Raw genomic sequence first — 12797 nt, 5'->3', positions numbered from 1 at the left:
TTCGACCGGCGCCGGAATCAGGGGGGAGCGCCCCCGGTTGCAACCGAGCGGGTGTACGAATGATGGTTGGGTGCGCTCTACACACCGAGGGCACACGGCCCCGACACTGAGGAAGGGACATCGTGGCTGAGTACACGCTGCCAGATCTGAATTACGACTACAGCGCCCTGGAGCCCCACATCTCCGGGCAGATCAACGAACTGCATCACTCGAAGCACCACGCCGCCTATGTCGCGGGCGCGAACACCGCGCTCGAGAAGTTGGAGGAGGCCCGCGAGAAGGGCGACCACGGCGCGATCTTCCTGTACGAGAAGAACCTGGCCTTCCACCTGGGTGGCCACGTGAACCACTCCATCTGGTGGAAGAACCTCTCCCCCAACGGTGGCGACAAGCCGGTCGGCGAGCTGGCCGCCGCCATTGACGACCAGTTCGGTTCGTTCGACAAGTTCCGCGCGCAGTTCACCGCCGCGGCCAACGGTCTGCAGGGCTCCGGCTGGGCCGTCCTGGGTTACGACACCCTGGGCCAGAAGCTGCTGACCTTCCAGCTGTACGACCAGCAGGCCAACGTCCCGCTGGGCATCATCCCGCTGCTGCAGGTCGACATGTGGGAGCACGCCTTCTACCTGCAGTACAAGAACGTCAAGGCCGACTACGTGACCGCGTTCTGGAACGTCGTCAACTGGGAGGACGTGCAGGAGCGCTTCGCTCGCGCCGTCTCCCAGGGCAAGGGCCTCATCTTCGGCTGAGCCGACCCGCAGTGAGGTGCGAGGGCCCGCGAACCGCCGAGGTTCGCGGGCCCTCGTCGTCCCCGCACCACCACGATCCCGGCGGCCGCGGTCTCGCGGCCGTATCGACACCGCCCTCGATGTCAGGCATCTACGCAGGTCAAAACGGGGAAACCCGCCCCGTCCTGCTACGCTCCCGCCTCATGGGTAAGAGCAAGCGCAACAGTCCCAAGCCGGGGAGCAATCGGCAGGCGAAGCTGGCCGAGCGTCGGGCGGCGCAGGAGCGGGCGGCGTCGGTGGTGACACGGCCGTTCGCGGGCTTGGCCGCGGAATGCGATCTGGTGGCGCTACGGGAGTTCGTGCCGTCGGCGACCGCCACGCTGAAGCTGTCGGCGAATGTCGCCGCCGAACGTCCCGTCACGCTCGCCACCGTGCTGCCGGGTGCGGTGTCGGCGCTGGTGCGCGCCGGGGACGAGCCGACCGGGTTCGTGGGTGTGCAGGTGCAGTTCCAGTCCGGTGATCCGGCCGCGGATCTGGCGGCCGCGATTCTGTGGACGCAGTCGGCGGAGCCGGGGGAGTCGTTGGCCGCCACCAGCGCCGAGGGCGCGCCGGGGCTGGCCGAGGTGCTGGATCCGGGTGCGGCGCTGGATCTGACGGTGCACCAGGACTTCAACTGGTGGGTGCCGGCGGGGGTCACCCCGGATCCGCAGGTGGCCGCCACCATCGAGCAGGCGAATCAGGCCATCATGCCGTCGGCGCGGCTGGAGCTGGGCGGGGACGCCATCGGCGCGGCCTGGTGGGTGGACGCCGGGGAGAAGGCGCATCTGCGCTGGGTGCGCCCGGAGGACGAGGACGCCCTGATGCTGGCCCTGGCCCGGCTGCACGCGGCCGGGAACCTGCACCTGGGTGAGGGGTCGCGGTTCGCGGGGTCGTTCCGGACGCACGGCGTGCTGGTGCCGGTCTTCGATCTGGACCGCGAGCGGCACGCCAGCGAATGGGTGCCGGGGGCAACGGAATTCGGTGCGCGACTGGTCGAGGCGCTGGCGGTGGACGAACCGCTGACGAGTGCGGAACGCCGCTCGCGCGATGGTCTGCGTTCGCGTCAGGTCACCTTGCGCTGACGCGCGAGATTTCCTGGGGAATTTTTTGAAAAACCCTCATTTCTAACCTGGCTCTCGGTTAGGTTCTCATCACCCCGGAAGGTCGGGGGAGGCGAGGATCTTCTCGCCGAAGCAAGAGATGAGGAAAACCATGGACGCGATTCTCGAAATCATCACCGGTCTGCTCGGCTCCCTGAGCGCCGAGTGACCGATCTCCCTCGGGAGACAGACGGCAGGCCCGGTCCAGCGCAAGGGACCGGGCCTGCCGTACTCGGGAGTACCGCTTTACAGATGACCGCCCGCGGTGGACGGCGCGCCGGACGCGTCCGAGGGTGAACTCATCTCGCGCGCGACGAAATTCTCCAGATCGAACAGATTCGCGGCGGCCCGCTCGGCGACATTGACGAGGGTCTTCATGTGGGCGACCTCCTCGACCTGCTCCTTCAGGAACCACTGCATGAACTGTTCGCCCAGGTAGTCGCCCTCTTCCCGGGCGGTGCTGGCGAGCTGGACGATCTGCTCGGTCACCGCCTGCTCCTGGGAGAGCGCGAGCTGCAACGCTTCCTTCGCATTGGCGAACTGCGCCTTCGGGGCGTCGACGTCGGACAATTCGACGTTGATATCCCGATCGAGGAAGTACTGCACGATCATCATCGCGTGATTGCGCTCTTCGACGGCCTGCTTGTAGAAATGCTTGGCCAGCACGGGCAGATCGGCATTGTCGAACCACACCGCCATTGCGATGTACTGGTGTTCGGCGTTGAATTCGTTCCGGATCTGATCGTGCAGCAGGGCGTGGAACTTGCTGCGCTGGGACTTGGCGTGGCTGGACATAGACACGACATTAACCCTGGTCACAGCGCCTGTCATCCAAGTGCAGCCTTATTGAGGACGGCCTTATTGAGGCAAGTATTGCCTCAATAAGGAGACCCTAAATGCCTGGTGTCAGCAGCTCATCGGGAATCGGTTCGTCGGCCGCCAAAGCCTCGAAGAACTGCGACGCTCTCGTTTTGTCCCACAGCAGCACATTGCCGCTCGCGGTATCGGTGAAGCCGCCGATCGGCACCGTCGTGGCTACCGGATCGTCGCGCAGCGCCCAGCCCAGACGTGCGATATCCCACACATGCGCGCCCTGATCGACGCGCAGGGACTTCGTCACATCCCGCAGGAGCGGCCACGCTCGGAACGGATTGACGAGAGTGCTTGTCGCGGTGGCCTTCTTCAGCAGCGCCGCCATGAACATCCGCTGATTGTTCATGCGGTCGAGATCGGCCAGCGCGGTGGCGCGGCTGCGCACGAAACCCAGTGCCTGCGCACCGTTCAGCCGCTGACATCCGGCGGGCAAGTCGATTCCGGCCAGCGGATCGTCGATGGGATTCGGCAGGCACATGTCGATGCCGCCGACGGCGTCCACCACGTCGGCGAAGCCGCCGAATCCGATCTGCGCGTAATGGTCGATGTGCACGCCGGTCGCGATTTCCACGGTCTGCGTGAGCAATTGCGCGCCGCCGAAGGAGAACGCGGCATTGAGCTTCTCCCGGCCGTAGCCCGGAATGCTCACGTACGAATCGCGCGGCAGGCTCACCAGGGTCGGCCGACCGGACCGTGGAATGTGCACCAGGATGATGGTGTCGGTGCGCTCCGAACCGACCTCGCCGCCGGTCGCCAACTCCTGTTCGCGCTCCAGGGTCAGCCCGGCGCGGCTGTCGGAACCAACCAACAGCCAATTGGTTCCGGGCGTGTCGCCCACCCGATCGTCGTAATCGGTGATGGCGTCGATGCGGACCAGATTGTTCTCCACATAGAACGCCGCCGCGATGGGGAGGCTCACCAGGAGCACGAGCAGCGCCAGCAGCCAGCGACCCCAATGCCGCTTGCGTTTCGGCCGCGGCCCGCGCGGTGGTCGGGCACCGCGACCGCGGGTGGCGCGCGGTGGTGACGCGGGCGGTGGCGGGGACGCCGCACGATGGGGGACCGGGCGCTGGTTCGGTGCATGGGTGGCCGCACCCGCGTCGGGGGCGCGCCGCGACTGCCGCGGCGGGGGCTGTTTCGGCGGCGGTACCTGGGACCACGCCAGCGCGGGTTCGGGCTCGTTGCGCGGCATGCGGCGGGTGCGGTTCACGGCGGGGCCGCCGGGTGGTTCGCGCCGGTCCTCGGGCCGCGGTCCACGCGGTGCCTGCCGTCGTGCCGGTTGTTGCGGCGATGGCTGCTGCCGTGCCGGTTGTTGCCGTGCCGGTTGTGGCCGCGCCGGCTGTTGCCGTGGCGGTTGTTGCCGCGGTGCCGGACTGCCCCAGCGGGCCTCGCCGGGGTGCGGTTGCCGCGGATGTGCCGGAGACTCGCCTGCCCCGCGCGGCGGCGACTCCCGGCGCATCCGTGCATCGTGCCGAGGGTCGTCGCCGTTCATCACCTGAGACTGTACTTATTCACGCCCGAAAGCGGTTCATCTCGATGTGGTCACGTCGAGGTGGTCACGGCAGCCAGGAGACGTGTCCGCGCAGGAAGGTGTAGCCGATGTAGGCCACCGTGTCGATCAGCGCGTGCGCCAGCAGCAGCGGCCACAGCCGCCCGGTCCGCTGCCAGTAGCGGCCGAAGATCACACCCATCACCAGGTTCCCGACGCCGCCGCCGAGGCCCTGATACAGGTGATAGCTGCCCCGAAGCAAGGCCGAGGCCAGCAGCGACCGGTTCTCCGACCAGCCCAGCGCCCGCAATCGCGTGATCAGATAGGCGACCACGAGAATCTCCTCGGCCGCCGAATTCGCCCACGCCGACAGCACCAGCACCGGCAGCCGCCACCAATGCTCCAGCGAACTCGGCACGATGGTCACGCTCACCCCGAGCGCGTGCGCCATCAGATACAGCGCCAGCCCGGGGATTCCGATCACCGCCGCCAGTACCAGTCCCGGCACGATGTCGGCGCGCCAGCGCACGCGCAGCAGGCCGAGGGCGCGCGGCCCGATTCCGCTGCGCCACAGCAGGTACAGGCCCAGTGCCGCCCAGCCCAGCAGCCGGGCCACGCTCAACAGCTGGAACAGCAGGTCGATCAGCGACTGCGCGGCGCGCGGCGCGTTCAAGGCCACCGTCTGGCCCCCGACCCCGCCCGGGGACAGCGCGCTCTCCAGCAGTGACAGCGCCGCGCTCGCTCCGCTCAGCCCGAAGGTGACGACCAGGACGACGGCGATCTCGAGCCGTATCGCCCGCTGCTCCTGATCGGAGGCGGGCGCTGGCCACAGGGGTGCGGATGCGGCGGGAACCATGGGGCAAATCTATGCGCGCGACGGCGCGCGGCGTCGGCCGACAGCCGCCGCGTATGCGGTGACCCGGTGCGGAGCGCTAGTCGATGGTCCGCCGCAGCCGTGCGGCCGAGGAGCGCATGGCGCAGCCGGCGAGTGCGCGCACGGCTCGGCTGAGCGCGTCGACGTCGTCGGCGGGATGGTCGAAGGGCAGGCGGACATCGTGGTCGCGGTCGACGGCCTCGACGCGCAGCGTGATGCCGTAGCGGTCGATGGCGAGCGGGTGGATGTGCCCGCGGCGCAGGTGGGCGGGGATGCGGCGGGCCAGCTGCGCGATGACGTCGGCGTGGTCGGCCTGCATGTGCTGCAGCCAGGCCGCCTCCATCCCGCAGAAGGGGTCGGGGCGGGCGGCGCGCAGCCCGTCGCGGCACACCGATTCGGCTCCGGTGGTGTCGGCGACCACGGCGGAGTCGACCACCAGGCGCAGCAGGGTGGTGGTGTGGCCGACGTCGAGCAGGTTGGGGTGCGGGTGGTCCTCGGCGACGTGGGTGGCCAGGGCGCGCTGGGCGTGGGCGGGCACGGCGCGCACCCAGCCGCGCAGCCAGACCAGTGCGCGCACCGGTTCGCGCAGGCGCAGCGGTGCGTGGTCGGTGAGTTCGAGGACGGCGGGGGAGCCGGTGGTGCCGGAGTTGGCGGTGAGCATGGCGGCCGTGGAGGTCATGGGTACGGCGATGACGGCATCCCCGCACTGCCGGAGCAGATGTACCGCGGTGGGGATGGGGTCCAGGCCGGGCAGGGCCAGCATGGCCTGTTCGGCATGGGCGCAGGCGCTGTGCACACGTTCGGCGGTATTGGGGGCGACAGCGGCCGGTGCCGGGTGGGGCATACACACCTCCAGGATGAATTAGGTAAACCTAAGCTAAGTGACGTAGGTCGCCAATGCAAGCGCGAACTTGCTCCCGCCGGCGTGGCGACCGCTACCGTTGATCGGTGTCGCACGATTCGCCCGCTCCCGAGCCGATTCCGCTGACCCTGTCGGTACCGCCCCGCCCCGAACGCGGTCTGACCGAGGAACTGGTGCGACCGGTGCGCACCGGGCATCCGGAGATCGAGGTGCTGGACCTGACGGCCTCCGATACGGCCGTCGCCGAATTCCTGGTGCGCGTCGCCCACTCCGACTCCGGATTCGTGGCCCGCACCGACTCCGGGGAGCGTGCGGTCGGCATCGTCGCGGCAACCGTGGCCGCGCTCATGGGCGAGGACATCCCGAGCGCGCTGGCCAACCCCGACATCGCCTTCCTGACCAACCTGAAGCCGCCTGCGGTCGCGGCGCTACGCGACGTGCTGCTCGCCATCGAGACTGCCGACCGCGACGCGGTGACGGCGGCGCTCGCGGTATTGACCGGCGGAGCCGCGACCGCCTGAGCACCCGTCGGCCGTCGTGTTACGGCGGAAAACGTGCTGGTGCAAGCCGCCCGGCGGACGACCGAGCCGCTCGGGACGCGGCCTGCTGCAAGCCCCGCGACCGAGCCACCCCGACCCGGTGATGGGTGCCTTCCTCACCGCCGGTGCCGGGCCGCACCCCGACGCCGACCACTCCGGGACCCCCGAGCCGTCCGGCTACCCGAAAGCGGCTTGTCCCGACCCCGCTACCGTGGCGCGCCGGTCGCGGCTGTCCGTGTCCGATGCGACGGCCCCCGACCGGCAATCGGTGAAGTGCGGGCGCGTACGCAAGTAATCTCGTTATCGTGCCGCGTATCGCCTACTTCGGGCCGTCGGGAACCTTCACCGAGATGGCCCTCGCGAAACTCGAGTCCGCCGGAACCTTCGACGGGCCGGTCGAGCGCGTCCCCGCGTCCAGCCAAGGGGCGGCCATCGAACTCGTCCGGGCCGGTGACGTGGTGGCGGCGGTGGTGCCCATCGAGAGTTCCGTGGAGGGGTCGATCGCGCCGACCCTGGACGCGCTCGCGGTCGGGCCGCGCCTGCAGATCATCGCCGAGACCGAACTCGACGTGGCCTTCACGATCCTGGGCCGCCCGGGAATCGAGCTGGCGCAGGTGCGCACCATCGCGGCCTATCCGGTGGCGGCGGCACAGGTGCGGATGTGGCTGGCGCACCGGATGCCGGACGCACGGCCCTACACCTCCGCCTCGAATGCCGCGGCCGCCGAGGATGTCGCGAACGGGCACGCCGACGCGGCCGTGTCCACCGCCTTGGCGGGGGAGCGGCTCGGCCTGGCGGTGCTCGCCGACGGCGTGGCCGACCACGATCAGGCCGTCACCCGCTTCGTGCTGGTGAGCCGCCCACAGGCCGCGCCGCGCCGGACCGGCGCGGACCGCACCTCCATCGTGCTGGAGCTGGCCAACAAGCCGGGTTCGCTCATGCGCGCGTTCGCCGAATTCGCCACGCGGGGCATCGACCTCACGCGCATCGAATCCCGGCCCACCCGTACCGGTATGGGCACCTACCGGTTCTACCTGGACTGCGTCGGACATATCGACGACACCGCGGTCGCCGAGGCGCTCAAGGCGCTGCACCGCACCGCCGCTCGGATCCGCTACCTCGGTTCCTGGCCCGCGACCTCGGCGACCGGCGCACCGCCGCCGCCGGACGAACCCGCTGCGGCCTGGCTTGCCGATCTGAAGAAGGGGGTGGCGGACCTGTGACGGGCAAACTCATCCTGGTGCGGCACGGGGAGACCGAGGGCAATGTCGCCAAGATCCTCGACACCAAGGTGCCGGGCCTACCGCTCACCGAACGCGGTGTGGCGCAGGCGAAGACATTCGGTTCCACACTGACGGTGCCGCCGCGGCGACTGTTCTCCTCGGAGGCGTTGCGCGCCCGCCAGACCGGCGGCTACATCGAGGAGGCCACCGGCGTCGGCCTGGAGGTGCTGGCCGATCTGCAGGAGGTGCAGCTCGGTGAGCTGGAAGGCTCGAATTCGACCGCCGCGCACCTGATCTTCCAGGGCATCTACCACAAGTGGCATGCCGGGGACCTGTCCGCCCGCGTCCCCGGCGGCGAATCCGGCCACGACGTGCTCTCCCGCTACGTCCCCACCCTGGAACAGCTACGCGCGGAATACCTCACGAGTGCCGATTCCACCGATATCGTGGTGGTCAGCCACGGCGCCGCCATGCGCCTGGTCTCCCGCGAACTCACGGGAATCCCAAGGCTTTTCGCGGCCAACAATCACCTCGACAACACCGAGACCATCGAACTGCTGCCGACCCCCGACGGCGGCTGGACCTGCACCCGCTGGGGCCGCTACACGCCACCGTTCGGCGAGAATACTTCCCCGACCGGCGACGACCCGATGGGCTGACCGGCGCACCGAATCGGAGAATTAGCCGCGCCGATCGACGCACCGACTTCCAGACGGCCCGGGGCACCGCCCCACGCCCAACCGGCGGTCGGCTGCGGCGTCGCAACGGCGCGGAACACGATCGCGGGCACGCGACACGCCAGGATTTGGAAAGCGTGGCAGCTCGTCCACGATCCATCCACTGCGGTGCCGACGGCGGGAGTGGTATGTCGTGTTCTCGGCACGGCCTCCGGCGCGGCGCGGATGCGGGTCGGTACCGTCGCACTACGCCGGTCCCGTTGACTGATGCGCGGGTGTACTTCGGCAGGGTCGTCGCCCTGCCGTTCACGGGGCAGCGGTGGGCCGGAACTCCTGGCGCAGTGGCAGATCCGCCATGAGGTGCTGTAGTGCGGCGCGGAAGCGGGCCGGGGTGCCGGTGCTGAGGGCGGTCCACCGGACGCCGTCGTCGGCGGGGCTGGTGGTGGCGAGGAAGCGGCCGTGCCGGGTGTTGAAGACGGCCATGTGGTCGGGAGCGATATCGCGGGTGCCGTCGCCGTGGACGACCGCGACGATCTCGGCGTACGAGTGCACCTGCACCAGCGCCGCGGCGAGGGTGGCGGCGTCACGGGGTGGATCACCCACGCGGGCAAGGCGTTCGGCCGTGGCGGCGGCGTCGCCGGTGTCGTCGAAGATGGGGACGAGGTCCGCGGTGGGCGCGTTCGTCCCCGCCAGCTCCAGGGGTTCGGCGGGGCCGAGGGCGGCCATGATGGTGCCGGGCAGGTCGTGGCCGGCCTGGTCGATGACATAGGAGGCGGGGGCGCGCAGGACGATCACCTCGATCTCGTCGCCCTTGGCGAGGCAAAGGCGATGGATCGACGCGCCCACATACCAGCGCACCGCCACCTCCCAGTGCGGCCGGTTCAGCACTCGAAGCCGTTCGGCCAGTTCGGGATGCACCTCGCCATCGACGAGCAGGTCGCGGTCGGCCAGACCGGCTGCGGCCACCGCCATGGCGCGGTCGTGTGCGGCGGCGGTGTCGTAGCGGCCCACGGCGTCCAACACCACCGGCATGTCGTCGAGCGCCAAGATCTCCAGCAGGCACTGCATCTCGTCCAGCGACAGGGTGACCGCCCCCAGCAGGGATGGTCCGCGGCCCGCGCCGAGCACGGTCACTCGGCGGGCTCCGGCGTGGCTCCGATGACGGCGGGCGCGATCACCCGGCCGTCGGCGAAATGATCGGCCGAGCGCCCGTAGCCGCCCTCCCGGGTCCGCTCCTCGTCGTCGCGGGCCTGGCCGCCGGACAGCGGACCACCGGTGGTGTTCGAGCGCACGGGCGCGGCGGCCTCCGTGCGGGCGGCGGCGGCCGTTTCGCCGCCGGACACGGCAGCGGTCGGCGCACCCGCGCCGAATCCGGTTCCCGCGCCCCAACCCTCCGGCACGCGCAGGCTGCCCGCGCCATTGCCGATGCTCACGGTGCCGCCGCCCCCGCCGAAGGACACCGCGTGCGTCGCCGCGGCCATACCGCCGATGCCGACCGCGGCGGCGGCACCGGCACCGGACGGCACCGGCATCGCGCCCACGCCGTTCCCGGACTGCATCACAGTGCCCACGGCGGAGATCGCCGTACCCGCCACATTGCCCGCCGTGCTAACGCCGGTGGTCGCCACGCTCCCGGCGAACTGCGCGGCCTGCGAGACCGCGCTCATCACCCCGGGATTGTTGGCGAGCGCGGCCGCCGCGGCCAGTGCGGTCTGCACCGGATTGCCGCTGTCGCCGAACGACTGCGCGGCGGCGGCCGGATCGGCCGACCCAGCGCCCATGGCGATGGGCGGCGGCATCAGGAATTCACCGGGCGTGGTGACGATGGCGGTGGTGGCGGCCTCGTAGGTCTCCATGACCAGCGCGGCCCGGATGTCCAGGGCCAGCTTGGCGGCCTCGGCGGCCTGCGCGCTGCCGTTGAGCGCGCCGCCGGTGGAGTGGGCGGCGATCCGCGCCGCCTCCACGGCCGCGATCTCCGGCAGGCTCGGCATGGCGATGGACGCCACGGTGTACGCGGTGGCGTTGGCGGCGGTCTTGGCGGCCAGGGTCGCGGCCATCACGCCCTGCTGTTCGGCCCACACCGTGAATCCGCCGAGCCGTCCCAGCACATTGAGTCCGTTGATGCCCTGCAATCCGACGCCGATCTCGGCCATCACGCGGGCCACGGTGGTGGTGGCGTCCACCCAGGCGGCGGTGATGGCGCTCCACGAGGTGGAGGCGGCGGCGATCGGGATGGCGTGCGCGCCCGCGTTGAGCGTGACCGAGTTGACCTCGGCCATGCGCGGCAGCCAGAACACTCCGGTGATACCCAGCGTCATCGGTCCCCCTACACGGGTATCGAGGCTATGCCGACCGCGCGGATGGCGTCCTGCGCGAGGTACTGGGCCAGTTGCGCGCGTAGCGTCGCGGCGGCGTGGTGCAGTTCCAGCACACCCTGCGCGATCGCGCGGTCATGGCTCAGCGCGGCGTGGTTGAAGTGTCCGGCCGCGAGCAGCGACACCTCTTCGGTGCCGGACGGTAGGACGTGGGTGGTCGGTCCGGCCGCCGTGGCGACCGCCGCCAGCCGCTCGGCCAGCAGATCGAGTTCGGCGGCTGCCGCGAGGACGACCTCCGGCTGCACCAGGACGTGGCCAACCATGCTCGAGCGCTCCTTCCGCCAGCTGCCCCCGGAGACCCGACGGCCCCCTACGAGAGATTGGACGCACCGCGGGCGCTATCGGTTCCAGCAAATCTGGAGCACACCTACGGCGTCAGCCCCATCCCAGCTGATGAAGGCGGTCGTCGTCAATCCCGAAATAGTGCGCTATCTCGTGAATCACTGTGATCGCCACCTCCTCCACCACCTCTTCTTCGGTGTGGCACATGTCCAGGATGGCCTCGCGGTAGATGGTGATGGTGTCCGGCAATGCGCCGCCGTAGTGGCTGAAGTCCCGATCGGTGAGGGCTATCCCGTGGTACAGCCCGAGCAGATGCGGATCCTCGGCGCTGCGGGGTTCGATGAGAATCACCACATTGTCGATGGCCTTGGCCAGTTCGGGCGGAATCAGGTCGAGGGCGTCGCCGACGAGCTCCTCGAAACGATCGTCGGACATGGTCACCGGCATGCGCTACCCGATCACCGCGGTGGCGGCAGGTTCGGCGGGGCCGCGCCGGGCAGCGGCGGCGGGGTGTAACGGCCGTTGTTCGGCGGCGGCACGGGGGCCTGTCCGTCGATGAGGATGTCGCCGCGCGCCGAACCGGTGATGGCCGCGAAACCCTGATCCGAGCCCTTGCCGAGCATGCAGTTCAGGCTGCGGCTGCCGGCCAGCCAGCTGCGTGTGTCGAGGAAGTCCCAGAACAGCGTGAGGGTCTTGTTGCGCAGCGCTTCGGGGGAGCCGAGGTACGCGGTGGAGTCGGTGGCGCATCGCTCCTCCATGTACTTGTCCTGATCCTCCGCGGCGGGGGGTCCGTCGGTGAAGTGGGCGCCGAGGTCGACGGTGGAGACGATCTCGAAGGCGTGCGGCTGGGTGCAGTCCACCTGGTCGGTGGGCAGATTCCGGTTGATGCCGACGCAGGCGCCGACCTCGTAGACCTTGGACTGATCGCGTTCCCGGATGCTGCCGGCGGTGGCGTACGCGGCCGAGCCCGTGCTCGACGCGACCTGCAGCCCACAGCGCAGGGTGCGTTCACCCGCCGTCCAGCCCGGTTCGCCGGGATTGATCAGGCCGACGACGAACTTGCCGCGCGGATCGAACTTGCCGCCGAGATAGCGCTGCGCGGCGCTGACGCAGTGCTCGTCGCGCAGTTCGGTGAAGCGCAGCGAATCCGGGAAGCGGGATCCGGCCCCGAATTCGCGTCCCGGGTACTTGCTCAGGTCGATGTCCGCCGTCACCTCGAACAGGTGCTTGCTGGCGCAATCCACTTTCTGCAGGTCGCTGGCGTCGGCCTTGCTCCAGGTCAGGCAGTCGCCGGTCTTGGCGGTCCCGAAGGCCGCGCCCGCCACCGCCCCGGTCGGCTGCGGTCCGGACGGGCTGTGCGCCTCCACCTTCCCGTGGTCGAATCCGCTGACGAACAGCGTCACCAGCGCGGCCACCATCGCCCCGACCGCGACCGCCAGCAGCCCCCACCGCAGCGTCGGCGCGGACAGCGGTCCCCGGTCGACGACAGCGCGCATCGGACCGAGCACCTTGTCGCGGGCGCTCGGCTTCCTGCGCACGGGCGGCGCGGGCCGCTTGGGTTCCGGGGGCACGTATGCGGGCATCGCGCTCCATCATGGCAGCGCCGGCCCACCCTTCGCCACGTGCTGTGCTGTGCTGTGCCGCCTCTCCGGGACTTCGGCGCGCGGCTGAGGTGCCGTTGGCTGTCGTGTACGCGTGCCGACGGCCGGGGTGCCGAGCCGATTTCGGGCGTACCCGGG

The 12797-nt window shown here is 70.1% G+C and carries 14 protein-coding genes; 5 read left to right on the top strand and 9 right to left on the bottom strand.

The window, feature by feature from the left end:
* The first annotated feature begins 122 nt into the window (after positions 1 to 122).
* Both QJS31_RS17985 and QJS31_RS17980 read left to right on the top strand, forming a co-directional pair.
* A complete protein-coding gene (locus QJS31_RS17985) occupies positions 123 to 746 on the top strand; it encodes a superoxide dismutase (RefSeq protein ID WP_306357222.1) in 624 nt (207 codons plus the stop codon).
* Positions 747 to 928: 182 nt separating this feature from the next.
* On the top strand, positions 929 to 1846 hold the full coding sequence (locus QJS31_RS17980; protein ID WP_306357221.1) for a DUF5926 family protein: 918 nt from the start codon (positions 929 to 931) through the stop codon (positions 1844 to 1846).
* 264 nt (positions 1847 to 2110) lie between these two features.
* Here QJS31_RS17980 and QJS31_RS17975 read toward each other — a convergent pair whose 3' ends face one another.
* From QJS31_RS17975 to QJS31_RS17960, 4 genes are all read right to left on the bottom strand, one after another.
* Positions 2111 to 2659 carry a ferritin gene (locus QJS31_RS17975; RefSeq protein WP_029930474.1) on the bottom strand — a complete coding sequence of 183 codons (549 nt, stop codon included), beginning with the start codon at positions 2657 to 2659 and terminating at the stop codon, positions 2111 to 2113.
* Positions 2660 to 2756: 97 nt separating this feature from the next.
* On the bottom strand, positions 2757 to 3929 hold the full coding sequence (locus QJS31_RS17970) for an LCP family protein (RefSeq protein WP_306357306.1): 1173 nt from the start codon (positions 3927 to 3929) through the stop codon (positions 2757 to 2759).
* A 364-nt stretch (positions 3930 to 4293) separates the two neighbouring features.
* Positions 4294 to 5082: a CPBP family intramembrane glutamic endopeptidase gene (locus QJS31_RS17965; protein ID WP_306357220.1), complete on the bottom strand. Its 789-nt coding sequence runs from the start codon at positions 5080 to 5082 to the stop codon at positions 4294 to 4296.
* Between the two features lie 76 nt (positions 5083 to 5158).
* Positions 5159 to 5944 carry a DUF2470 domain-containing protein gene (locus QJS31_RS17960; RefSeq protein WP_306357219.1) on the bottom strand — a complete coding sequence of 262 codons (786 nt, stop codon included), beginning with the start codon at positions 5942 to 5944 and terminating at the stop codon, positions 5159 to 5161.
* Between the two features lie 104 nt (positions 5945 to 6048).
* Between QJS31_RS17960 and QJS31_RS17955 the strand changes: the two genes are divergently transcribed.
* The 3 genes from QJS31_RS17955 to QJS31_RS17945 all read left to right on the top strand — a co-directional run bounded on the left by QJS31_RS17955 (position 6049) and on the right by QJS31_RS17945 (position 8383).
* On the top strand, positions 6049 to 6483 hold the full coding sequence (locus tag QJS31_RS17955; protein WP_282785266.1) for a hypothetical protein: 435 nt from the start codon (positions 6049 to 6051) through the stop codon (positions 6481 to 6483).
* 323 nt (positions 6484 to 6806) lie between these two features.
* A complete protein-coding gene (gene pheA, locus QJS31_RS17950; protein WP_282785267.1) occupies positions 6807 to 7724 on the top strand; it encodes a prephenate dehydratase in 918 nt (305 codons plus the stop codon).
* Complete coding sequence (locus QJS31_RS17945) at positions 7721 to 8383, top strand: histidine phosphatase family protein (protein ID WP_143983327.1); 663 nt, start codon at positions 7721 to 7723, stop codon at positions 8381 to 8383. Before pheA ends, QJS31_RS17945 begins: the two co-directional genes overlap by 4 nt.
* 324 nt (positions 8384 to 8707) lie before the next feature.
* On the opposite strand, the gene QJS31_RS17940 is transcribed toward QJS31_RS17945, so the two are convergent.
* The 5 genes from QJS31_RS17940 to QJS31_RS17920 form a co-directional block, all read right to left on the bottom strand.
* Complete coding sequence (locus QJS31_RS17940; protein ID WP_282785268.1) at positions 8708 to 9535, bottom strand: ESX secretion-associated protein EspG; 828 nt, start codon at positions 9533 to 9535, stop codon at positions 8708 to 8710.
* On the bottom strand, positions 9532 to 10719 hold the full coding sequence (locus QJS31_RS17935) for a PPE domain-containing protein (protein WP_306357218.1): 1188 nt from the start codon (positions 10717 to 10719) through the stop codon (positions 9532 to 9534). The genes QJS31_RS17940 and QJS31_RS17935 overlap by 4 nt, the downstream gene beginning before the upstream one ends.
* Before the next feature lie 8 nt (positions 10720 to 10727).
* Positions 10728 to 11039, bottom strand: coding sequence for a PE family protein (locus QJS31_RS17930; protein ID WP_029930465.1), 312 nt, complete (start codon positions 11037 to 11039; stop codon positions 10728 to 10730).
* A 112-nt stretch (positions 11040 to 11151) separates the two neighbouring features.
* A complete protein-coding gene (locus QJS31_RS17925; RefSeq protein WP_029930464.1) occupies positions 11152 to 11505 on the bottom strand; it encodes a metallopeptidase family protein in 354 nt (117 codons plus the stop codon).
* 11 nt (positions 11506 to 11516) lie between these two features.
* Positions 11517 to 12554, bottom strand: a complete 1038-nt coding sequence (locus QJS31_RS17920; RefSeq protein ID WP_282783484.1) for a septum formation family protein — start codon at positions 12552 to 12554, stop codon at positions 11517 to 11519.
* Between the last annotated feature and the right edge of the window lie 243 nt (positions 12555 to 12797).

Origin of the sequence: Nocardia sp. CC213A (assembly GCF_030766805.1) — a bacterium.
Taxonomy (GTDB): Bacteria; Actinomycetota; Actinomycetes; order Mycobacteriales; family Mycobacteriaceae; genus Nocardia; species Nocardia otitidiscaviarum.
This window is presented reverse-complemented; position numbering and strand designations above follow the sequence as displayed.

Excerpts from the sequence above, each read along its gene's own strand:
- QJS31_RS17920 (WP_282783484.1), bottom strand. The coding sequence starts at position 12,554 with ATGCGCGCTGTCGTCGACCGGGGACCGCTGTCCGCGCCGACGCTGCGG.
- QJS31_RS17980 (WP_306357221.1), top strand. The coding sequence starts at position 929 with ATGGGTAAGAGCAAGCGCAACAGTCCCAAGCCGGGGAGCAATCGGCAG.
- QJS31_RS17930 (WP_029930465.1), bottom strand. The coding sequence starts at position 11,039 with ATGGTTGGCCACGTCCTGGTGCAGCCGGAGGTCGTCCTCGCGGCAGCC.
- QJS31_RS17925 (WP_029930464.1), bottom strand. The coding sequence starts at position 11,505 with ATGCCGGTGACCATGTCCGACGATCGTTTCGAGGAGCTCGTCGGCGAC.
- QJS31_RS17960 (WP_306357219.1), bottom strand. The coding sequence starts at position 5,944 with ATGCCCCACCCGGCACCGGCCGCTGTCGCCCCCAATACCGCCGAACGT.
- QJS31_RS17965 (WP_306357220.1), bottom strand. The coding sequence starts at position 5,082 with ATGGTTCCCGCCGCATCCGCACCCCTGTGGCCAGCGCCCGCCTCCGAT.
- QJS31_RS17935 (WP_306357218.1), bottom strand. The coding sequence starts at position 10,719 with ATGACGCTGGGTATCACCGGAGTGTTCTGGCTGCCGCGCATGGCCGAG.
- QJS31_RS17975 (WP_029930474.1), bottom strand. The coding sequence starts at position 2,659 with ATGTCCAGCCACGCCAAGTCCCAGCGCAGCAAGTTCCACGCCCTGCTG.
- QJS31_RS17970 (WP_306357306.1), bottom strand. The coding sequence starts at position 3,929 with ATGCCGCGCAACGAGCCCGAACCCGCGCTGGCGTGGTCCCAGGTACCG.